Source organism: Arcicella aquatica (assembly GCF_034928825.1).
Classification (GTDB): Bacteria; Bacteroidota; Bacteroidia; order Cytophagales; family Spirosomataceae; genus Arcicella; species Arcicella aquatica.
This window is the reverse complement of sequence record NZ_JAYFUL010000003.1, coordinates 63,433-86,696: the sequence shown is the minus strand read 5'-3', so window position 1 is coordinate 86,696 and position 23,264 is coordinate 63,433. Positions and strand designations below refer to the sequence as shown.

At 34.4% G+C, this 23,264-nt stretch carries 19 protein-coding genes and 1 tRNA gene; 17 read left to right on the top strand and 3 right to left on the bottom strand.

The window, feature by feature from the left end:
* Positions 1-28: 28 nt before the first annotated feature.
* Both pheA and VB264_RS03570 read right to left on the bottom strand, forming a co-directional pair.
* Positions 29-1,105 carry a prephenate dehydratase gene (pheA, locus tag VB264_RS03575; protein WP_309919743.1) on the bottom strand — a complete coding sequence of 359 codons (1,077 nt, stop codon included), beginning with the start codon at positions 1,103-1,105 and terminating at the stop codon, positions 29-31.
* Positions 1,106-1,137: 32 nt separating this feature from the next.
* Entirely contained in the window at positions 1,138-3,012 is a 1,875-nt protein-coding gene (locus VB264_RS03570; RefSeq protein WP_323246825.1) for a DNA topoisomerase IV subunit B, read from the bottom strand.
* A gap of 346 nt (positions 3,013-3,358) precedes the next feature.
* On the opposite strand from VB264_RS03570, the gene VB264_RS03565 reads away from it, so the two are divergent.
* From VB264_RS03565 to VB264_RS03520, 10 genes are read left to right on the top strand one after another with little or no spacing between them, the layout of a single operon-like run.
* Positions 3,359-5,890: a polysaccharide biosynthesis/export family protein gene (locus VB264_RS03565; protein ID WP_323246822.1), complete on the top strand. Its 2,532-nt coding sequence runs from the start codon at positions 3,359-3,361 to the stop codon at positions 5,888-5,890.
* A gap of 21 nt (positions 5,891-5,911) precedes the next feature.
* Positions 5,912-7,000, top strand: coding sequence for a GumC domain-containing protein (locus tag VB264_RS03560; protein WP_323246820.1), 1,089 nt, complete (start codon positions 5,912-5,914; stop codon positions 6,998-7,000).
* Between the two features lie 13 nt (positions 7,001-7,013).
* Positions 7,014-7,841 carry an ABC transporter permease gene (locus tag VB264_RS03555; RefSeq protein ID WP_323246818.1) on the top strand — a complete coding sequence of 276 codons (828 nt, stop codon included), beginning with the start codon at positions 7,014-7,016 and terminating at the stop codon, positions 7,839-7,841.
* 43 nt (positions 7,842-7,884) lie between these two features.
* Positions 7,885-9,141, top strand: coding sequence for an ABC transporter ATP-binding protein (locus VB264_RS03550; protein ID WP_323246816.1), 1,257 nt, complete (start codon positions 7,885-7,887; stop codon positions 9,139-9,141).
* 49 nt (positions 9,142-9,190) lie between these two features.
* Positions 9,191-10,267 carry a DegT/DnrJ/EryC1/StrS family aminotransferase gene (locus VB264_RS03545; protein WP_323246815.1) on the top strand — a complete coding sequence of 359 codons (1,077 nt, stop codon included), beginning with the start codon at positions 9,191-9,193 and terminating at the stop codon, positions 10,265-10,267.
* Between the two features lie 5 nt (positions 10,268-10,272).
* Positions 10,273-12,324, top strand: a complete 2,052-nt coding sequence (locus tag VB264_RS03540; protein WP_323246814.1) for a glycosyltransferase family 39 protein — start codon at positions 10,273-10,275, stop codon at positions 12,322-12,324.
* Between the two features lie 19 nt (positions 12,325-12,343).
* Positions 12,344-13,042: a WbqC family protein gene (locus VB264_RS03535; RefSeq protein ID WP_323246812.1), complete on the top strand. Its 699-nt coding sequence runs from the start codon at positions 12,344-12,346 to the stop codon at positions 13,040-13,042.
* Positions 13,043-13,089: 47 nt separating this feature from the next.
* The gene (locus tag VB264_RS03530) at positions 13,090-13,749 is read left to right on the top strand and encodes an acetyltransferase (RefSeq protein ID WP_323246810.1); all 660 of its coding nucleotides are present in this window, start codon (positions 13,090-13,092) and stop codon (positions 13,747-13,749) included.
* Positions 13,746-14,684, top strand: coding sequence for a glycoside hydrolase family protein (locus VB264_RS03525; RefSeq protein ID WP_323246808.1), 939 nt, complete (start codon positions 13,746-13,748; stop codon positions 14,682-14,684). The genes VB264_RS03530 and VB264_RS03525 overlap by 4 nt, the downstream gene beginning before the upstream one ends.
* Positions 14,685-14,744: 60 nt before the next feature.
* A complete protein-coding gene (locus VB264_RS03520) occupies positions 14,745-15,764 on the top strand; it encodes a glycosyltransferase family 2 protein (protein WP_323246806.1) in 1,020 nt (339 codons plus the stop codon).
* Between the two features lie 46 nt (positions 15,765-15,810).
* Here VB264_RS03520 and VB264_RS03515 read toward each other — a convergent pair whose 3' ends face one another.
* Complete coding sequence (locus VB264_RS03515) at positions 15,811-17,076, bottom strand: asparagine synthetase B (protein WP_323246804.1); 1,266 nt, start codon at positions 17,074-17,076, stop codon at positions 15,811-15,813.
* A gap of 161 nt (positions 17,077-17,237) precedes the next feature.
* Between VB264_RS03515 and VB264_RS03510 the strand changes: the two genes are divergently transcribed.
* The 7 genes from VB264_RS03510 (at position 17,238) to VB264_RS03480 (ending at position 23,083) form a co-directional block, all read left to right on the top strand.
* A complete protein-coding gene (locus VB264_RS03510) occupies positions 17,238-18,479 on the top strand; it encodes an ABC transporter permease (protein ID WP_323246802.1) in 1,242 nt (413 codons plus the stop codon).
* Between the two features lie 147 nt (positions 18,480-18,626).
* Positions 18,627-18,710 (top strand) — tRNA-Leu (locus tag VB264_RS03505).
* Positions 18,711-18,815: 105 nt separating this feature from the next.
* On the top strand, positions 18,816-19,403 hold the full coding sequence (locus VB264_RS03500; protein WP_323246800.1) for a DUF4468 domain-containing protein: 588 nt from the start codon (positions 18,816-18,818) through the stop codon (positions 19,401-19,403).
* 214 nt (positions 19,404-19,617) lie between these two features.
* A complete protein-coding gene (locus VB264_RS03495) occupies positions 19,618-20,124 on the top strand; it encodes a GbsR/MarR family transcriptional regulator (protein WP_323246798.1) in 507 nt (168 codons plus the stop codon).
* 54 nt (positions 20,125-20,178) lie between these two features.
* The gene (locus VB264_RS03490; protein WP_323246797.1) at positions 20,179-21,000 is read left to right on the top strand and encodes a thiol-disulfide oxidoreductase DCC family protein; all 822 of its coding nucleotides are present in this window, start codon (positions 20,179-20,181) and stop codon (positions 20,998-21,000) included.
* Between the two features lie 2 nt (positions 21,001-21,002).
* Positions 21,003-21,929 (top strand): TIGR01777 family oxidoreductase, encoded by a 927-nt coding sequence (locus tag VB264_RS03485; protein WP_323246795.1) that lies wholly within the window; start codon positions 21,003-21,005, stop codon positions 21,927-21,929.
* 116 nt (positions 21,930-22,045) lie between these two features.
* Positions 22,046-23,083, top strand: coding sequence for a nuclease-related domain-containing protein (locus VB264_RS03480; protein ID WP_323246793.1), 1,038 nt, complete (start codon positions 22,046-22,048; stop codon positions 23,081-23,083).
* Positions 23,084-23,264 lie beyond the last annotated feature (181 nt).

Genomic DNA, 23,264 nt, shown 5'->3' with positions numbered 1-23,264 from the left:
ATTACCGCTCTTGAATATTGATATTACTTTACTGGGTTTTAACATAACTACCCAACCATTTTATTTCGGAAGCATGCTTAGACATAATCGTTTGGACACTCTCATCTAAGAAATAACCATCAAACTCCATCAAGAACCAGAAATTGAATTGTTCCCCTTCTTTTACAGGACGGCTCTCTATTTTCAACAGGTTAATTCCTTGACTTTCAAATTCCTGTAGAAATCTAACCAACGTACCGGGTTTCCCATCTTCTGGTAATTTTGCGATAATCGTTGTCTTGTCATTTCCGCTTTTTTGATTGATAAAATCTTTACCAATAATAAAGAAACGCGTACGGTTCTGGGCTGAATCCTGAATATTATCAAATAGAATAGGTACATCAAACAACTTAGCCGCGATGTGCGAGCATATCGCCGCAGAATCTGTTTCAGAAGCAGCCAATTTCGCTGCTTTGGAGGTTGAATCTACTTGTACAAAAAAATCATCTTCTTTTCCACCAAAATAATCATTCAAAAATTTCTCGCATTGTCCAAAAGCGATGTCTTTTGAATAAATTCTTTTTATATCTGATAGTTTTTCCGCTTTTGTCGCAAAGGTAAAATGCACGGAAATGATTACTTCTGAAACAATTTTCAAGTCTGTTTCATTAAGCAAATCTATCGTCTCTTTAACAATTCCTTCTAAATTATTTTCGATAGGTACTACGCCAAAGCGTGCACGACCAGTATCAATACTTTCAAATACTGAACGTATATTGGGCAAAGCCAAATAGTCGCTCATCGCTCCGAATCTACTTTCGGCTGCTTGATGGGTAAAACTTCCTTCTGGACCTAAATAGGCAATTCTTTCAGGCAATTCTAAATTACGAGAAACAGCAAAAATCTCTAAATAAATGGCTTCAATCGCCGCTCTATTCAATAATCCATTATTGGCAGCCACCAGACGATCAACGATTTGCTTTTCTCGTTCTGGACGATAAATAACTGTTTGAGTTTGTTTTTTTAACTCGCCGACTTGTTTTACAACATCCATTCGCTTGTTTAGAATTTCAAGCATTTGGTTATCAAGCGAGTCAATTTGATTTCTTAATTCTTCGAGAGACATTTTAACTTTTATTAGAGCGAACTTCGCTGAATTTATGCCGCTAATTCGGCAGGGTCTTTTTCTATGATTAGATTTTCAATGATAAACTTCTGACGGTCAGGCGTGTTTTTGCCCATGAAATAAGTCAGAATCTTGGGTATCGTTGTATCTTTTGTCAAAATCACTGGTTCTAATCGAATATCATCGTTGATAAATTTCCCAAATTCCTCTGGTGAAATCTCCCCTAACCCTTTAAAACGAGTAATTTCTGGCTTCGGACTTAGCTTTTCGATAGCATTCAAACGTTCTTCGTCTGAATAACAGTAAATTGTTTCTTTTTTATTTCTTACTCTAAACAAAGGCGTTTCCAAAATATACAAATGTCCATTTCTTACTAAATCTGGGAAGAATTGTAAGAAGAAAGTCATCATTAACAGACGAATGTGCATACCATCCACATCGGCATCTGTTGCGATAATAATTTTATGGTAACGAAGTCCTTCTAATCCTTCTTCAATATTTAGGGCATGTTGAAGTAAGTTAAACTCTTCATTTTCATACACTATTTTCTTGGTTAAGCCAAAGCAATTCAACGGTTTACCTCTTAAACTAAACACCGCTTGACTTTGCACATTCCTAGATTTAGTGATTGAACCACTGGCAGAATCCCCTTCGGTAATAAAAAGCATCGATTCATATCGGTTATCTGCTTTTTCATCTGTCAGGTGTACTCTACAATCTCTTAGCTTTTTATTATGCAAATTAGCCTTTTTAGCACGCTCATTGGCTAGCTTTTTAATGCCTGCCATGTCTTTACGCTCACGTTCCGACTGCTCAATTCTTTTCTTGATAGCATCAGCAGTTGTAGGATTTTTATGCAGATAATTATCAAGGTTAGTTTTGATAAAATCTCCAATAAAGCTTCTGACAGACTGCGAACTAGCATCTGGCGACATATTGTTTGAACCTAATTTCGTTTTAGTTTGAGATTCAAAAACAGGTTCTTGTACACGAATGGCAATAGCCCCAACGATACTAGCACGAATATCCTCAGGCGCATAATCCTTTTTATAAAACTCACGAACTGCCCGAACGATGGCCTCGCGAAATGCTTGTAAGTGCGTACCTCCTTGTGTTGTGTTTTGTCCGTTTACAAAAGAATAATATTCTTCGCCATACTGATTACCGTGCGTAAGCGCTACTTCAATATCAGCACCTTTCATGTGGATAATCGGATAACGACGCTCTTCTTCAGCTGAATATTTACTCAACAAATCAAATAAACCATTCTGTGAATAATACTTCTGACCGTTGAAATTGATTGTCAATCCAGCGTTCAAATAAGCATAATTCCAAATCAGGTTTTCCAAATATTGAGGGATGTAGTGATAATTTTTGAAAATAGTATTATCAGGCTCAAACATCACTAGCGTACCATTTCTGGCATTAGATTCTGTTCCATCTGGCGATTCAGCAATCAATTCACCTTGTTTAAACTCAGCCCATTTGGTTTTACCATCACGGAACGATTGTACTTTGAAATACGACGAAAGTGCATTGGTAGCTTTGGTACCAACACCATTTAGTCCTACCGATTTTTGAAAAGCACCAGAATCGTATTTACCCCCTGTGTTAATTTTAGAGACGCAATCTATTACTTTCCCCAGAGGAATACCACGACCATAATCTCGAACTTCTACCCGATGGTCGCTAATTTTAATCTCAATGGTTTTTCCATTTCCCATCATGTGCTCATCGATTGAGTTATCCATGATTTCTTTCACTAAGACATAAATACCATCATCAATAGAAGAACCGTCTCCTAATTTCCCGATATACATACCTGGACGAAGGCGAATATGCTCTTTCCAGTCAAGAGAGCGTATATTATCTTCTGTATATTGTACTGAAGTAGGGTTTGTTGACATATTCAAGCAAGGATTTAGTACTATTATAGCATTTATTTCAATATAAACGCTATCCAACAACAATTAAAAACCAATATTTACGACAAAAATGATTCAATACAAAATTGTACGTTTTCACTATTCCGTTTATCAGAGAAACAAAGCTACAAAAACATTAAGAATTTATAAAATTAGCATAATTTAATCTTATGAGACATAATTAATATTGACACTGGGCGTTAGAAATTACTAAAAGTTGTTTTACTTTGCATTTTGTTTAGAATTATCAAACATTGTCAATAAGATTAAATTGATAGCACAAAGAATCCTTTTAAACCCACAGGCAACAATTTATATGTTTAAAATCATGCAAGCAAACGATTGCCCAAATCAGGTAGGCGTACGATTTATTTCTTCACACATCTGTAAATTTATCGTTTCTATTCTTTTTCTATGTCTCTCCTTTCTATCAAATCGTAGTAATGGTCAAACCTTTAACCTCGGAGATCTTCAAAATCTAGCCTTGCCTATGCAAGGGGCTAAAATTCAAACATCAGCAACTAAATTGCCAAATGCAGACCCAAGAAAGGTAAACTCATCAGGTAGTAATAAAGTATCAAGTGATAGTTTGAAGACAAAATTAGCAGACAAAGCTTTATCAAGTGCAGATTCTGCTAGTGCGGCCTATCGTAAAAAAATATTTGGTATCGATATTTTCAATAATCCAAACATTACTTTTGAAAGTTCACTGAATATCCCAACGCCTAAAAATTACATATTAGGGGCTGGTGACGAATTAGTGATTGATATTAATGGATATTCTGAAGAGCATTACACGCTTCCAGTTACTCCGGATGGATATATTAAAATTGCTAAAGTTGGGAATGTTTTTGTAAGTGGTATTACCATTGAAGAAGCTAAAAGAAGAATTGTTGATAGATTATCAAAAATCTACATTGGTCTTAAGCCATATGGTGGTGCGCCTGCCAACACTACGGCCACAGTATCACTTGGTAGCATCAAAACTATCAGAGTTTCGATATTAGGAAATGTAGTTGCCCCAGGAACCTATTCTATTTCGTCTTTATCAAGAGTAATGAATGCACTTTATCTAGCTGGTGGACCTAACGAAAATGGTACATTCCGTGAGATTAAAGTAATAAGAGATAAAAAACTGATTGCCCAAGTAGATTTATATGATTTATTGACGACAGGAAACTTACGCCAAAACATTGGGCTACAAGACCAAGACCTTATTCAGGTAGGTGCTTATAAATCAAGAGTTGAGATTATAGGAGAAGTTAAAAAGCCAGCTGTCTTTGAGGTTCTTCCAAACGAAAATTTAGAAAGAATCATCAATGAATATGGAAGTGGCTTTACAGCGATGGCTTATAAAAGTCTCTTGAAAGTTCAACGCATCACTGAAAAGGAAAGTAAATTAATCGATTTGAGCAATGATTTAATTTCATCGTTTTATCCAAAACCGGGCGATATTATTACAGTCGAAAAAGTTTTAACAAACAGAGTAGAAAATGCTGTAACGTTAGAAGGTGCGGTATTCAGACCAGGAAAGTTTTCGGTTAACGATAGTCCAACGCTAACAAAATTAATCAAGCGAGGAGAAGGTTTCAGAGAAGATGCTTTTCTTGGAAGAATAACCATTACCAGACTTCGTGATGATTTAACCAAAGAAAATATTTCAATCAATTATAATGACCTTACCTCAGGAAAAATACCTGATATAGCCCTTCGTCGTGAAGATATTGTGACTATTTATTCAGTAGTTGAATTAATGGAAAAATATACTGTCAGAATTCAGGGAGAAATCAATTTGAAAGAAACAGCCCCTTTAACGAGTGCTACCGATAAAGGCTCAACTGGTGTATCAGAGACACCAAGCGAAAGCCCTAACAACGACTCTCCTATTGGAACTTTTCCGTTTATCCATAATATGACTGTAGAGGATTTAATTGAAAAGGCGGGTGGTTTGAAAGAGTCGGCGGCTACAGGTAGAATTGAAGTAATCAGAAGAAAGAAAAATATTGGTAAAGATGACCCAGCGCAAATCAATTCAACGATTGGAGAACGCTTTAATTTTTCTATCAATAACAATTTGTCACTTGACCCAAATGCATCTAAATTTATTTTAGAGCCATTTGATGAAGTGTTTGTTCGTTCGTCTCCAAACTACGAAAAACAACAATTTGTCTCTATTGAAGGGCAAATTACGTTCCCAGGTGTATATGGGCTAGAAAGAAAGAATGAACGTATTTCAGACGTAATCTCAAGAGCAGGTGGATTAAATGCACAAGCTTATCCAAAAGGAGCTACATTGGTACGTAAATTTAAAATAAGCAAACAAGAAGCTGACAGAAAAAGCGAACAGTTTAGCGAGCTTTCAGATAATACGCAAGAAGCATCTGTAAAAGTGAAAGCCGTTAAAGAAGAAACTTCTGAATCAGTAGGTATTGATTTAGTAGAGGCCTTAGATAACCCAGATTCTCCAGCCAATATGTTGTTGCAAGATGGCGACATCATTAAAATCCCGAAAGAGCCACAAACTGTAAGAATGCAAGGGGAAGTATTGTACCCTACTTCAACTAGATATATTGATGGCTTGCCATTTAAACACTATATCTCTGAAGCAGGTGGTTTCACAGAATTATCGTCACGTAAACGTTCTTATATCATTTATGCCAATGGTTCTGTTGATAGAACGAGAAAATTCTTAGGGTTGATTAATATATATCCTAAAGTTTACCCTGGTTCAGAAATCATTGTTCCAAGTTTGAATATTAGACAAGGTGCTACGCAACAGGTTTTACAAACAATTCAAACAATATCAATAGGCATAACAAGTCTAGGGACTGTTTTTGCACTTATCAGAGCTTTCAAGTAATATTATAATTTAGGATTTAAAATGTCAGCAAAACAACATACCACATTACCTGAAGATCAGTTTTCTCTGGAAGATATTGCTTTAAAAGTAGTAAAGCTAAAAAAACTGATAGCTCAAAACTGGAAGGTAATACTTATCTCTACTATCGTTGGTACTTCTTGTGGACTAGCATGGGAGTTAATCACTAGGAAACCGCCCGTTTATACTGCGACTATATTATTTAATATGGAAAATAGTAACAGTTCAGGTGGAGGAGGTTTATCTGATTTAGCAAGTGCTTTTGGGGTAAATACCGGAGCAGCTCCTTCTTCTAATTTATTTGCTGGAGAGAACTTTAACGAGCTTATTAGAACCAAAAACCTTTATAACAGGGCACTTCTTACTAAAGTAAAAATAAAAGGTAAAGAAGAAATTTTTGCTAATTATTTCTTGAGAAAAAGTGGGATACGTGAAATTGAGATGGATGATGATGAGGTGATTCAAACCTTTACATTTAAACATGATGCTTTTGAGAAGTGTACGGTTAAAGAAAAAGCTCATCTTAGAATTATTCAGAATTTTTTGATGCCACTGACCAACTTGGTGAACGAAAGTAAAAAAGCTTCTTTTGTAACATTGCATGTTATTACAAGAAATGATACGCTTTCAGACCTTTGGGCTCATCTTTACTTGAAGACGATTACTAATTTTTATATTGAGACTAAGACTAAAAAGACTAAAGACCTACTTAATTTAGTAGAAAGACGAGTAGACTCTTTAAGAAAAGAACTATATTATACCCAAGGTGCTGCGGCAAGATTTGCTGACCAAAACCAACAGGTAATCGTTCAACAAGGCTTAATCCAACAACAACGACTATCTACCAATAGCTCTCAATTACAAAGTTTGTATTTTGAAGCCGTAAGAAGCTTAGACAATATGAAGTTTTCAATGGTAAAGGAATCTCCGCTATTTACAATTATAGATGATGCGGAATTGCCTTATCCAAAAGAAATAGATAGAATTACAAAAGGAACAATTATTGGAACTGTTCTGGGGCTATTTCTTTCAATCTTATATATTGTATTTTCAAAAACTTTTGGAAAAATAGCACAAAAGACAGAAGAATAATTTCAAAAATATTATGCACGAAACAGTAATAGAGTCAGGACGGTCAGAAAAGTACTATTGGCAAGACTTATGGAGATTCAGAGAATTACTTTATATTTTAGCAATTAGAGATATTACCGTAAAGTATAAACAAACATTTGTGGGAGTAGCTTGGGCTATTTTTAGACCCGTACTTACTGTATTAGTTTTTGTTTTTGCCTTTGATAAAGTAGCAAAAATTGAAAGTCATTCTGCAATACCTTTACAAATTATTATTTTTACAGGAGTTATTTTTTGGAACTTCTTTGCGATGTCATTCCAACAAGTAAGCAATAGTATTACTGGTAATGCCAACTTAGTTTCAAAAGTATATTTCCCAAGGTTATTAATGCCGTTAAGTGCTGTAGCTGTTCCTTTACTTGACTTCATCGTTGGCTTTGTTGTAATGATTCCTTTTCTTATTTATAAAGGATATCCACCTACGGTAAATATTTTATTTGTACCAGTTTTTTTATTTTTAGCCTTTTTTGCTTCGTTTAGTTTGGGAGTAATTTTCGCATCTTTAAATGTGCAATTCAGAGACTTTCAACAAATAGTTCCCTTAGTAGTTCAATACGGCTTTTTTGTTTGTCCTGTGGCATATCCGCTGGCTTCGCTCAAAAGCTTTCCTTGGTATCCAATTTATCAGTGGGTTAACCCATTAGCAGGCATCATAGAAGGGTTTAGGTGGTGCTTAATTCCAAATTATCAAGATTTTGAATGGAATTCGTTTATCCCAACTATTATTTTTGTAACGATTACAACTACACTAGCAATTATTTTTTTCCGTAAAAAAGAAAACTCTTTTGTGGATTACATTTAACATTATTCGTAATTGAAAAATAATGTAAAAAAACCCCTTGAAAATGACGGTAATTGAAGCTGAAAATATAAGTAAAAAATACATTATCGACCACATCAAAAGCAATGCGAAAGCTGATACGCTCAGAGAGGTAGTCACAGATAAATTAAAAAACATATTCTCAAAGAAAACTGAAGAACAAATAAGTCACGAAGAATTCTGGGCTTTGAAGGATGTTAGTTTTCAAATTAATCAAGGTGATAGGGTTGGTATTATTGGCTCTAATGGTGCTGGTAAATCAACAATGCTTAAAATCTTGAGTAGGATTACAGAACCTTCACAAGGGAAAATCAAGATAAAAGGAAGGGTAGCCAGTTTATTAGAAGTTGGAACGGGGTTTCATCCCGAATTATCAGGAAGAGAAAATATTTTCTTAAATGGTTCTATTTTAGGAATGAAGCGACAGGAAATCAAAAAGCATTTTGATGCTATTGTTGATTTTGCTGGCGTTGAAAAATTTTTAGATACTCCCGTAAAACGATATTCATCAGGGATGTACGTACGTCTGGGTTTTGCTATCTCTGCCCATCTAGAACCCGAAATCTTAATCGTTGATGAAGTATTAGCCGTAGGTGATGCTGAGTTTCAACGAAAATGTTTGGGTAAAATGAAAGATGCTTCTACTTCGGGAAGAACTATTCTTTTTGTAAGCCATAACCTTACGGCTGTGCAAGGGCTTTGTAATAAGTCAATGTACATGCAAAAAGGCAAATTACTGGAAATGGGCGAGACCAATCAGGTATTGGCGACTTACCTGAGCCATGTACAAAAAACAGCCTTAGAATCAAGCTGGTCGATTCATAGCGAAGCCCCTGGTAATGATAGCATTAGATTAAAGAAAGTAAAACTTACACCTGATTATCACGATAACCTAAAACATATTGATGTAAGAACTTCTTTCAAAATTCAAATTGAATTTTGGAGTATGGTTGAAGGCATTGATACTAATATTAGTCTTCATCTTAATTCTTTGACGGGAGAATGTATTTTTAACATTGGTACGCCATCTTTGAACCTAAGAAAAGGTGTAATTTATGCAGAATGCGAGATTCCTGCTGATTTTATGAATGATGGGTCTTACTCAATTTCATTGATGGTTGTCAAAGATAAGTCTAGTGTAATATATAATTTCGGAGAGGTATTGATTTTTGAGATTGAAGATTATCGCGAGGGTAGTGAATGGTATGGAAAATGGCCGGGCTATATCCGACCAAAAATCAACTTCCCTATTACTCAACTTGAACTAGAAAATGTTATTTAGGAACAAGTATATTCTATTTTTTTTACTTATTCTAGCATAACATCAACAAATGATAAACGTTACAAAAACATACCTACCTCCGATTGAAGAATTCCAGCAATATGTAGAAGGTATCTGGCAGAGAAACCAATTAACTAATAATGGGCCTTTAGTTCAGGAATTAGAAAGAAAACTCAAAGAATACCTAGGCGTAAAACATTGTTTTTATGTAAGTAACGGAACTATTGCCTTACAAATAGCCCTGAAAGTACTTAATATTACAAAAGAAGTAATTACTACTCCATTTTCATATTGTGCTACTTCCCATTCAATCGTGTGGGAAAACTGTACGCCTATTTTTGCAGACATTTCTCCAGATGATTTTTGTATAGACCCTTCAAAAGTTGAAGCATTAATTACTGAAAATACACAAGCTATTTTGGCTACTCACGTATATGGTAATCCTTGCGAAGTAGAAAAATTGGCTGAGATTGCCCAAAAGCATAACATCAAATTAATTTATGATGCAGCACATGCTTTTGGGGTAAAAGTAGATGGAACATCTTTATTTAATTTTGGAGATATAAGCACTTGTAGTTTTCACTCGACCAAAGTGTTTCATACTACAGAAGGCGGTGCTATTTTCACAAACGATGATGATTTAGCTTATCTGATTGATAGTTATAGAAGTTTCGGACATAAGAGTGATACTTATTATACGATTGGTATAAATGGTAAAAACTCTGAATTCCATGCAGCAATGGGGCTATGTGTTTTGCCCAAGGTTACTGAAATTGTAGAAGCCCGTAAAAAGATTTTTGAATTATACGACCGACTATTGAATTGGGATAAATTAGTCAAGCCTGTCGTAAAAGTACCTATAGTAAGTAACCATGCTTACTATCCTATTTTTCTGGAATCAGAAGAAGTATTATTACAAGTAAAAGCGGCGCTTGAAGCTGAGAACATTGTTCCAAGAAGATACTTCTACCCTTCTTTAAGTACCTTAAAGTTTGTTACCGAACAAAGTAATTGTCCAATTTCAGATGACTTTGCTCCTAGAGCTTTGGCATTACCTCTTTACTATGATTTAGCACATACCGATGTTGAAAGAATTAGTACGATAATCAATAACACTATTTCATAAACGATATGACTTTCTTGTATCCTATCATATTTGCCATTTTCATTGGCTTTGTATTTAGAGTATCGGCACGAGTTTGTCAAAAATCATTAATTGACATTATTATTATTGCTTATGTTGTTTTCTGTGGAAGTGTTATTCTAACAGGTTTTACCCTATCAGAAATCAACAAAATGAATGATAGAAGGTTTTGGGCTGTTGGTGTATTTATTCCTGCGTATATTTTCTATATTCAATTCAACAATTTCTTCGGGAAAGATAGGAACGAAAACTTTACTATTTTTCAAATAATTGGGAGCAGAATCCAAGCCGTTTGGAATTGGTTTGGTAACCTATCAGTATTCTTAAAATTTATCTTCGGTGGTCTTTTCATTACGCTAGCGATTATTGAAATTACCAACTTTATCCTAATCTGCTATACTCCTCCTAATGAATGGGACAGCATGACTGGTCATTTAAACCGCTTGTTGTACTATCTTCAACATGGAACGATGGCTCATTTTGGCGGAACAAACTGGAACATAGACACTTACCCTAGAAGTGCTTGTACTATCCAACTCTATAATTACCTAATGTCTGGCAAGGTTGAAAACTGGTTCAAAGCCATTCACCATACTGCTTATTGGATGATAGGATTCAGCGTTTTTGGTATTGCAAGAAGTATCAGTAAAAATCTTACTGCAAGTTTTTTTTGTGGCTTAGTTGTTTTGATGTTACCTGATGTGTTAAAACAAGCCATTACAACTGAATCTGATGTTGTGCTTGCTTCCTATTTGGGGTGTCTGGTATATTTTCTATTTAGCTTTAATGAAAAGAAGAGAAGAAGATACATTTACTTGGCAGGATTAACTTTTGGCATCGCTTTAGGACATAAAATAACCTTTGTGTTTTCGCTCCCTCCTGTATTTTTGATATTGCTTTATACAGTTTTTAAAGACGACGAAAAGAGCAATTTTCTTCATATAACATTTGCTCATTTTAAACACCTATTTGTAGCCTTTGTGCTTGGTTTTGTGTTGTTTACACTTCCAGCGGGTTACATTCCTAATATTCAGGAATATCATCATCCGATTGGTCCTCCTACTGCTTTAAAACACCAGTCTATTGACAGAGCAGGTACAAAGGCAAATCTTATCAAACAGGGGTCTCGTAATGTCCTCAGGTATAGTATCGATTTAATCAATTTAGATGGCTTCAGAAATTGGGATGAAGGAGAAAAAGTGAACCGAGCCATGAAAAAACCAATCATGTGGTTTGAAAGAAATGTGCTCAAAATTCGTTTAGAAGCTGAAACTGATTTTACGATTGTTCCCTTTACGTATAATAAACGATTCGAGTTTTATAATATGAGTCCCTACTGGGGTATTTTCGGATTTGCGTTAATTATTCCATTGATTATCCTTGTATTAATTGGTGTCATCCGAAACAAGGCTGTTTATTATTATTTGGGTCTCGCATTTGTTTTACATTTTATAGCCTTATCCTATACCGCTGCCTACGACCCTTGGAAAGGTAGGTACATGATAAGTACGGCGATTTTTGCTGTTCCTTTTCTGACATTACTTTTCACAGGAAAATATTCTATCGAAAAGCCTAATCATCTGGTCTTAAAAACCTATGTGGGTTTTGTAGTAGCTATTGGTATTGTTTCGGGGCTGTTAGCAACATTTTTAAACTATAGATGTTTACCAATAAGTGCCTATGGAAGAAAGTCGGCTTTTGATATGACGAGGATGGAAATATTAACAGAAGCCAGACCAGATATTACTAAGGCTTATGAAAATTTCAATAAACTTGTTCCACAAAATGCAACAGTGGCATTAGCTACAATAAATGATGATTATGAATATCCGCTTTGGGGAGATAAATTAACTAGAAAGTTAATCGTTATTAACCCATTTGAACAAGGGCTAAGACCTATTCCAAAAGAAGCTGATTATTTATTCTTTGCTAAAAGTGTAATTAAACCACAAATAGGCGATATTCGCTTAGGAACTGATACAACGATGGTTAATGTAATTGTAAAAGGTGAAGATTATTACCTCCGAAAATTACGCTAGTTATCCTTAAAGACTGATTATGAAAATTGCCATTATGCAACCCTATATATTCCCATACATTGGGTATTTTCAATTAATTAATGCTGTTGATAAATTTATAATTTATGATGATGTTAATTATATCAATAAGGGCTGGATTAATCGTAACAGGATATTAGTCAATGGAAACGATAGCTTATTTACCATTCCATTGAAAGAAGCAAGTCAGAATAAATTGATTAACACAATAGACGTTAATTGGGACGCTGCTTGGAAAAGTAAATTTCTAAAAACTATAGCATTAAGTTATAAAAAAGCGCCGTTTTATGCAGATGTTCTGCCATTAATTGAAAAGACGATTAATACAGAACAGACAAATATATCAGCAGTTATTACGAATAACCTAACAATTATTGCAGCATACCTAGGCATTACTACTGAAATAGTATCAAGTTCAAGTATATACGTCAACACACATTTAAAGGCACAAGAAAGAATCATTGACATTTGTTTGCAAGAAAAAGCTGATACATATATCAATCCGATTGGCGGACTTGAATTATATGATAAATCTGCTTTTAGCGAGAGAGAGATGGAACTGTTTTTTATCAAAAGTAAGCCATGTATATATCCACAGTTCAAAAATGAATTTGTGCCTTGGCTTTCAATCATTGATGTATTGATGTTTAACTCAAAAGCAACGATTAAAGAGTTCTTAGATAACTTTGAGTTAGTGTAGATGATATTAAAAGAAATGGTTTTCATACTTAATAAATACCTTATAGCATGGCAAAAGTAGTAGTTTTCGGAACGGAATTAGTGGCAGAATTAGCGCACTATTATTTAACACACGACTCTGAGCACGAAATTGTTGCTTTTACAGTCAATCAGGCATATATCAAAGAACCTACTTTTTGCGGACTTCCAGTGGTTCCATTTGAGGAGGTGACTACGCTTTATCCTACGACTGAATATAAGTTTTTTGCTCCTCTTTCTGAACGCAAAATGAATCAGGTGAGGGCAAAAGTGTATCAAGAAGCAAAGGATAAAGGATATGAATTTATTTCATACATCAGCTCTAAAGCAACAGTATTGACTGATAAAATCGGTGAAAACTGTTTTATTTTAGAAGATAACACCATTCAACCTTTTGTAACGATTGGGAATGACGTAGTACTTTGGTCGGGTAACCACATTGGGCATCATAGTGTGATTAAAGACCATGTTTATTTCACTTCTCACATCGTGCTTTCTGGTCGTTGTGTTGTTGAGCCTTATTGTTTTTTGGGTGTAAATGCTACTATCAGAGATGGAGTACATTTAGCCGAAGGTACACTGATAGCTATGGGAACGAATTTCACTGGTAAAAAGACTGATGAATGGAGTATTTATAAAGGTAATCCAGCGGAAAAAGCAAAAGTTTCAAGTAAAGACATTAATCTATGATTTGGGAGAAAAAAGGGTTGATATATAAGCCTGATGGCAAATTTGGCTGGAATCAAACACATGCTCATGTGGTTTGTGCAGACACTAGTTTTGAAGATAAAGTAAGAATTTATTATTCTGCACGCGACCAAAAGGGAAGATGCGTGGCATCATTTCTGGATTTGAATCCTAGCAATTTAGCAGAAGTAATTTATGTGCATGATAAACCTATTCTTGAATTAGGAACAGCAGGTACATTTGATGACTGTGGTATTATGCCCACGTGGTTATTGCATCATCCTAATGGCGAAAAGTGGCTCTATTACATCGGTTGGACAGTTAGAAATACGATTCCATACCATAATTCAATCGGGATTGCCAAAAGTACGGATGGATTAAACTTCACCAAGCTATTTGAAGGGCCTGTCATTCATACCATTGCTACAGAACCTCTTTTTAATGGAAGTTGCTGTGTTTTATTCGACAAAGGGATTTTTAAAGTATGGTATCTCAATTGTACACATTGGTATGGTGCTCCTGATGGAAAATTAGAACCTTGTTATAATATTAAATATGCGGAGTCTGAAGACGGTATCAACTGGGTCCGCCAAGGAAAAATTGCCATAGATTATAAAGATGCCGTAGAAGGAGGAATTTCTAGACCATCCGTTTTAATAGAAGACGGTATCTATAAAATGTGGTATTCTTACAGAGCCATCGATGATTATAGAAACAATGTAGCAAGAAGCTACAGAATTGGCTATGCAGAATCAGATAATGGGATAGATTGGACAAGATTAGACGACCAAGTGGGGATTGATGTATCCGAAAGCGGTTGGGATGCTCAAATGATAGAATATCCTTTGGTGATAAACCACCTTGATAAGAAAATAATGTTTTATAACGGGAACGGTTTTGGTGCTAGTGGTTTTGGTTATGCTGAAGCTAAGCTTTAATGTTATTATTTTCTACACTACCTTATTTTCAATTAATTAATAATTATAACGCGTCTGATAATGTCTGAAATAATCAAACCTGAAGTAAGCATTCTTGTTACTGTTTATAATCACGAACATTTTCTTAGAGAGTGCTTAGATAGTCTAGTAAATCAAGTTACTAATTTCAAATTTGAAATTGTCGTTGGTGAAGATTGTTCCCCTGATACCTCAAGAGCCATTCTCATTGAATATGCCATCAAATATCCAGATATTATTGTACCCCTTTTGTATGAAGTAAATCAGGGTTCTAAAAAATGCCCTGGTAAAGGCAATTTTGTTAATACTTTTTATCAATGTAAAGGTAGATACATCGTACATATTGAAGGAGATGATTATTTAATCAACAATCATAAACTTCAAATGGAATATGATTTTCTTGAGCAAAACCCAGAGGCATCTGCTTGCTTTCATAATGCCATTATGGCATATGAGGATGGCTCAGGGAGACCTAATGAAAATATTAATCCGCCTGACCAAAAAGACAAAATATATCCTGAGGACTTACTGACTAAAAAGGAAGTGTGGTTTATGGCAACAGCCAGTGTAATGTTTAGGAGACATTTGATTGGTGAGAAATTCCCAGATTGGTTTTTATTATCTAAAAGCGGAGATATTCCCCTTTACCTACTCTTATCAAGTAAAGGCTATATCGGTTATTTACCAGAAGTAATGTGCGTTTACAGAAGACACTTAGGCGGTATGAGTTATACTGATAGTAACCTTGATGAGGTTTTTATTAAGAATAGGATGTTTATGTACTCAAATGTTGATAAAGAATTAGGCTATAAATATACCCATTTGATTAAACCCATTCTTGGTGAATATTATTTATTGTTGACGAATGTTTTTAAAATAAGAAATCAATATTTTCAAAGTATTTATTTTGCTTTTATTTCTTTGTATTTATCAAGACCCAATTCAAGCAAGCACTTAAAAGATGTTTTACAGACGTTTATCATTCCTAGTGGACTGATGAAAGTTTATGCTAATGTAAAATGGAAAATAGAAACGCTATTTGGCAAAAAAGGCTCTCAATAATTTGAGAGCCTTTTTTATGGACCAGACAGACAATATTTTATGCCGATTAAGTCTTTTGCTTTTTCTTCTTCGCAGCAGGGAAAAGTACATTATTGAGAATCAATCGATAACCTGGTGAGTTGGGATGTAAATTCAAATCGGTTGGTTCTTCATTCACATAATGTCTATAATCCTCAGGGTCGTGTCCGCCATAAAACGTCCAGAAGCCTTTCAGAAAAGTGCCGTGAATATACCTAGCTTCATTCAAAGAACGATTCTCGCCTAATACCACTACTTCAGGTTTTATCAATTCTTTTTTATAAGAAGTAGTTTGCCCCATGAATCCATGAATCGTTGTTTCATGATTTTGTGTCAACATCGTTGGAATAGGATCCCATTTAGCAGAAAACTGAAATAGGTTAAAAAAATCATTCTCCTCTCCTACTGGTCTCGATTCGTTGGAATAGGCTTCAATATTTGAAAATTCTATTACCTGTGGCAGAAAAATTAAATTAAAGTTCTGAAAAGCAAAAGTTTTAGCAAAGTCAAGCTTTCCATTGGCATTTTTATCATAACCATCGCCATCATAAAACGCATCGACAATATCAATTCCTTCGGCCGCTAATGCGATATCGTAAGTATCTGTAGCCGTACACATGGCAAACATATATCCTCCGCCTGCTACAAATTCTTGAATCTTTTTAGCTACGCCTAGTTTTAATTGGGATACTTTATCAAAGCCAAATTTTTGAGCGTTCTTTTTATCCTCCCTCAATTGTGCCTGATACCACGGTTGCCCGCTTTGGTTTAAAAACTTACCCATTTGTCCTGTAAAATCTTCGTGATGTAGGTGTAGCCAGTCGTATTCAGGCAACTTTCCATTCATTACCTCATCATCAAAAATCAAATCATAGGGTATTTCGGCGTAAGTCATCGCCAAGGTAACGGCATCATCCCAAGGTTGGGCCGTTTTAGGAGAATAAACAGCTACTCTGGGCGGTTTTTGCAATTTGACGACATCCATATTTACATCAGGACTAGTTACTTCTACCCTAATTTGCGAAGCTTGTCCTTCCGAAATCACTTCGTAACTTACCCCTCGGATAATCAACTCATTCTCGAATTGCTGTGCTTGTGGGAACATAAAAGCCCCTCCTCTATAATTCAAAAGCCACTCTACTTCTGTATCATGCGTTTTAAGAATCCAATAGGCAATTCCGTAAGATTTTAAATGGTTTTTTTGAGTGTCATCCATCGGAATCAAGATCTGAGAAGCCCATAAACGGCTTGTAAGCGTCAAGAATATGATAAACGGAAATAATAGCCTTTTCATTGGTGAAGTTATTTAAGTTCTCTGAACTAAATTTGTTATTCATAAACGATAAACGAATTTAGTATATTATTAGTGCTAATCACAATCCAGATTAGGATTAAACATACATTCGTCATAATTTATGTTGGTTTCAAATCGAATCCATTTCAATATCCACAACTATGAATTTATTAGAAAATATTCGTGAGGGCTTACGCTCTATCAAAGCAAATATGCTTAGAACCACCCTCACTGCCCTAATCATTGCCATTGGTGTAACTGCCTTGGTTGGTAGCCTAACCGTAATTGATGGTATTCAAAGTTCTGTAAACAACAGTTTTGCAGGCCTAGGTGCTAATGCCTTCGACCTTAGAAACAGAGATATTTTCAAAATCAGAAAAGATGGCGAGAAAGAAAAAAATTATCCCCAAATTGATTATCGTGAAGCAAAACTATACAAAGAAAAGTTTGGTCACTCAGCCATTATTGGTCTAAAAATTAATGTTAGTTTTTCAGTAGAAGTAAAATATGAATCGAAAAAAACCAATCCCAATTCAAGGATAATGGGTACTGATGATAATTTTATGGATATAAAAGGCTATAAAATTTTGAAAGGCAGGACATTCTCGGCAAATGATTTACAGTATGCCGTCAATGTTTGTATCATTGGTGTCGATATTGTGGATCAACTCTTTGGTAAAAACATTAATCCTCTTGATAAAGAAATCAATATTCTTGGACAAAAATTTAAAGTAATAGGCTTATTAGAGAAAAAAGGTAGTTTGATGGGCGGTGGTGACGACAGAGTAATCTTTATGCCTTTAGAAACAGGAAGAAAGATGGCTCAGGGCAAGACCCTCACTTATGATATTGTTACGTCTGTCCCTAACATTACAGATATTGATAATGTAATAGAAGAAGCTAGAGGGGTGATGAGAGTTATCAGACAAGACCAAATCGGTCAACCAGATTCATTTTCAATAGAACGTTCGGATTCTTTGGCTAAACAGTCTGAAAGTATTACAGATATTCTAAGAATAGCTGGCTTTGGCGTAGGTTTTATTACCCTGCTGGGTGCTGCTATTGCTTTAATGAATATTATGTTGGTTTCGGTTACTGAACGGACGCAAGAGATAGGTATTCGAAAATCATTAGGAGCTACCCCCTATCTAATTCGTTTACAATTCCTGATTGAAGCCATTGTAATTTGTATCTTAGGAGGTTTAGGTGGTATCATTTTAGCCATTATTATTGGTAACATCTTTGCTCAATTATTAATGAGCGGTACTTCAAGCTTTATTATTCCTTGGCTATGGATGTCAGTTGGAATTGGAGTTTGTGTAGTGGTAGGCTTATTTTCTGGAATTTACCCAGCTTATAAGGCCTCAAAGCTTGATCCGATAGAATCGTTGAGATATGAATAATTTTTTTCAAATTTATTCAATCAACAATCAAGCTAGTAATCAGAAACTTACAAGAACACTTACAAAAAAGTTTCAGATTAATTAAATGTTAAGGTTGTGTAGTAAAAAAGTATCACTTATCTTTGCATCAAGTTTGAGAAATCAAATGCCCAGATGGCGGAATTGGTAGACGCGCTGGTCTCAAACACCAGTGTCTTCACTGGCATGCCGGTTCGACTCCGGCTCTGGGTACTTGTCACAAGCCTGATTACATTATGTAATCAGGCTTTTTTTGATTTATATTCTTATAAATTTTATTCTATTTAAGAAATTCTATAATTTAAAATTAATCAATTCATGAAAAACATTACCATACTTGTTTTATCTCTTTTAATTTCAATGTATGTAAAAGGTCAAGTTGTTATTGATAGTACAAGAGATTCAAATAATAAAATGGTTCTTTCATCAATAATTCAATCAAAAGAATCCACTCTCTCAAAAGATAAAATTTATGAAAGCGTTAAAATGGCTATTGCAAAACGTTTTGGAAATTCTAAAAATGCTAGTATATACTATGAAAGTAAAGAAGAAGGAGTTATAAACTTTAAAGCTCAAACCAAAAAATTAATTTATGTTAATTCTACTTTAATAGGCAAAGAAAATAGAAATGGAGGACATTTTAATTATGATTGCAAAGTATTGTGTAAGGCTGGAAAATCAAAGATTATCATTAGTGATATAACCCATGAAGGTGGTCAATATATCATGATGAGAAAAGGCTCAGACTTTGGAGACTCTTTTCCTTCAAAGTGGGGTACTCTTGCAAAAAAGCAAACAATAGAACAATGGCCACTTATAAAAGAACAAGCTTTTGAAGAATTTAAGTCAATTATACAAGATTTTTTACAATCAATTCTTTCAAAAGAAAAAGAAGGTGAATTCTAGTATTTACATTTAAGTCATTATAAATAAATTAATTATTTAAATATTGATTAAAGTCCTAATTGCTAAAAACAATTAGGACTTTATTGTTTCTACTACATTTTATTCCTAAAATATGTAATTAAAAATATCTTATCTTTTAAATAATTTCACCATTAGATAAAAATTAAACTTTCAAAAAGTTTTGAAAGTTTAATTTTTGTTCATACATTTGATTATGGAATTAGCAGAAGGAAAACAAAAGTTTATTGAATCATGGGGAAAGCTTGGTTCTGAGTGGGGCATTAACCGTACAATGGCTCAAGTACACGCCTTGCTCCTTATCTCACCTGAACCTATTACAACCGAAGAAATCATGGAAAGTTTAAGTATTTCTAGGGGCAATGCTAATATGACGCTCAGGGATTTGATTAGTTGGGGATTGATTGAAAAACAACATAAAGCTGGCGAGAGAAAAGAATATTTTTATGCTGATAAAGATGCATGGAATATTGCAAAACAAGTAGCAAAAGAGAGAAGAAAAAGGGAATTAGACCCTGTTGTCAAAATTTTGGATGAACTTTCTAAAGTTAATGGAGATTTAAAAAATCCTGAATTTGCAACTTTTCATAAATCAGTAACCGATATAAACAAATTTGCCAAAAATGTAGACAAAACCATTGAAACCATGCTCCATGCAGAAGAAAATTGGTTTTGGGGATCTATTCTTAAAATGTTCAAATGAGCATTTTTTTCGATACAAACTTTCAATATTTACTGAAAATTCAATATATACAAAATGAAAACTTTACAAGATAATCTCATCTTATTTGACGCTGAATGTCCGATGTGTCAGTTATATACAAAGGCATTTGTCAGCACTGGGTTATTAGAAAAGAATGGAAGAACTGCTTACCAAGAATATCCTGCACAAGCATGCCCGACACTTGACTGGCAAAAAGCGGTTAATGAAATAGCCCTTATAAATCAGAAAACTGGTGAAGTATCTTATGGCATCGAAAGTCTCCTCAGGATTTGTAGCGTTGCAATGCCAGCTTTTAAACCTCTTTTCCAGTTTAAATCTTTTATTTGGCTAATGGCAAAACTATACGCTTTTGTTTCATACAATCGAAGAGTAATTATTCCAGCACCGCTAGTCAGTCAAAGTTTTCAGTTTCAACCAAGTTTTAAAAAACATTACCGTATTGCTTATCTTATTTTTAGCTGGTTGATAACGGCGTTTGTACTTTCTGCTTATGGAAAACAAATGATTGAAATATTACCGAAAGGTCACATTTATAGAGAATATATCATATGCGGAGGTCAGATTATATTTCAAGCTTTCAACATGTTCTTCTACAAAAGGGAAAAGTTATGGGATTATCTGGGGAATTTAATGACTGTTTCTCTTGCAGGAGCACTGCTACTATTACCCATTTTAATCATAGGAAACTGGATAAATTTTGGTTCATATTTTTATCTAATCTGGTTTTTAATAGTAGTATCTCTTATGTTTTTTGAACATTTCCGCAGAGCAAAGCTCTTACAACTAGGGTATCTAGTAACATTCACTTGGGTATTATATAGAATCATTGTCCTCATCTTCATTTTTAAAAACTGATTATGAAATATAAGAAAATAGTGCTTGCAGGGGGTAATGGTTATCTCGGAGGCGTGCTTGCTGAATATTATAGACCTTTTACCGAAGAGATAATTATTCTGAGCCGAAGTAAGGCGAGTCGAGTGGGGAACATAAAAACAATTCATTGGGATGCAAAAACATCTGGTGAATGGGAAGGGTATTTAGAGGAGGCCGACATGCTGATTAATCTTTGTGGTAAAAATGTAAACTGTAGATATACTCTCAAAAATAGAAAAGAAATTATTGATTCAAGAGTTATTCCGACACAACTTTTGGGTAAAGCAATTGAAAAACTGGCGGTTCCACCAAAACTTTGGATTAATGTAACTTCAGCAACCATCTATCGACATGCAGAAGACTATCCTCAGGACGAAGAAACGGGTGAAATTGGCTATGGTTTTTCAGTTGATGTTTGTAGGAAATGGGAAGATACCTTCTTTCAGACTGATACACCCTTAACTAGAAAAGTAGCATTACGTATGGGAATTGTTTTGGGAAGTACGGATGGCGTTTTTCCTCGTTTACTAAACCTTGTAAAATTTGGTCTCGGTGGCAAGCAAGGAGATGGTCAACAATACATTTCTTGGATTCACGAACAGGATGCAGCAAAGTGTACGGAATGGCTAATGAGCAATCAGGAAATCAATGGCATTATTAACTGCACTGCCCCCGAACCTGTTAAAAATACAGATTTGATGGCTTCATTACGAAAATATTATGGAATTTCTTTTGGGCTAGCCTCACCTACTTGGCTACTGGAAATAGGGGCTCTCATGATAGGTACTGAAACTGAATTGATATTGAAAAGTCGTTGGGTAATACCAACACGACTTCTAGCACATCAATATAAGTTCATATTCCCAACGCTAGAATATGCTATGAAAGACATTTTAAGTGTTAAGGTCTAATCATTACAATTGTTTTATACCTATATTTTTATATCCAAAAGATGATTCTATTTTTATTGATTTAGTTTATTTTTGTTCAAAACAAATGACGTCTTCACATCTAAAAATTTTCTAATATGGCTTTTGATGTTTATTTAGCCCACGAATTTAATCACCAACATGAATCTAAGATATTCGATGATTTAGTTATCATTTTAGCGAAACAGTATGAAAGCGACCCATATAAAAAAGTAGTTTTAATTGGAAATGTACATTGTGAGAATAAAGAGTTTGATGCACTTCTAATTAAAAATGATGCTATAACAGTAATAGAATTTAAAAGCTATGGCGGTGAAATACACTTTAATGAGAATGGAACATGGTATGCAGACAGTCAGCCAATAAGAGGAGGGGCAGGAGGTAAAAATCCTTATGAACAATTAAGGGAGAATAGACAATCTCTAATAAATTTCATAGAAAAAATCAATGAATACTTCACAAAGATTGATTTGGGTCATGTCTCAACATTGCTAATTTTCGATAAGAAAATTACTTTTTTCCCTGACTTAATGTCTCATAAAATAGTAAAGTGGTTTAATGTCGAAGATATCTATAACGTTTCAAAAAGAATAGATTTTATTAAATCTCCAGAAATCAGATTAAAGGACAAAGAGATAGAATTAATCGTTCAAAAATTAAATCTTAATGATAGAAAATATAAACACTACAAAAAAATAACGAATAATACTCAAACTTTTGAAGTTAAAGAAAATATAACAAATAAAATGGCTAAAGAGAATAAAAGCAAAAACATTGAAAACATTGAAGAGTTAGCAAGTTGGGCTTATCTAATTGTTAAAGAGTACTATGATGGTAAAAAGGGATTATCAAAAAAAACTATACGAGAAGAAGGTCAAGAAATTTTGCAACAACATGGTTGGTCTGAAAGTGAATCAAGACATATATTTCAACCTATTAATAAACTAATTGAAGGCAAGGGATTTACACTCTTCGGCTCTCCTAAAAAAGTCATTATTTTAGAACATATTATTACTCATATCTTAAATGATTACAAGGAGGATGGTCTAAAGAATGTAATTACTTCATTAGAAGAAACGATTAAATCTGGGCATGGTAGTGAAGCCATGAAAGAATTATTGAAGAAGTTAAAATAACTTTTTAACAAAATAAACCCCCTCTCAACAAAACGTCAAGAGAGGATTCTTTTTTTATCGCATACATGGGTCATCTCGAATTTTTTAAATTCAAAAAATCGGTCGAAAAACTAATTTCGACCAATTTTTATGATTGATGGACAACGAATTCCTACTGTTTGAGCGATAGCGAGTTTAGGAA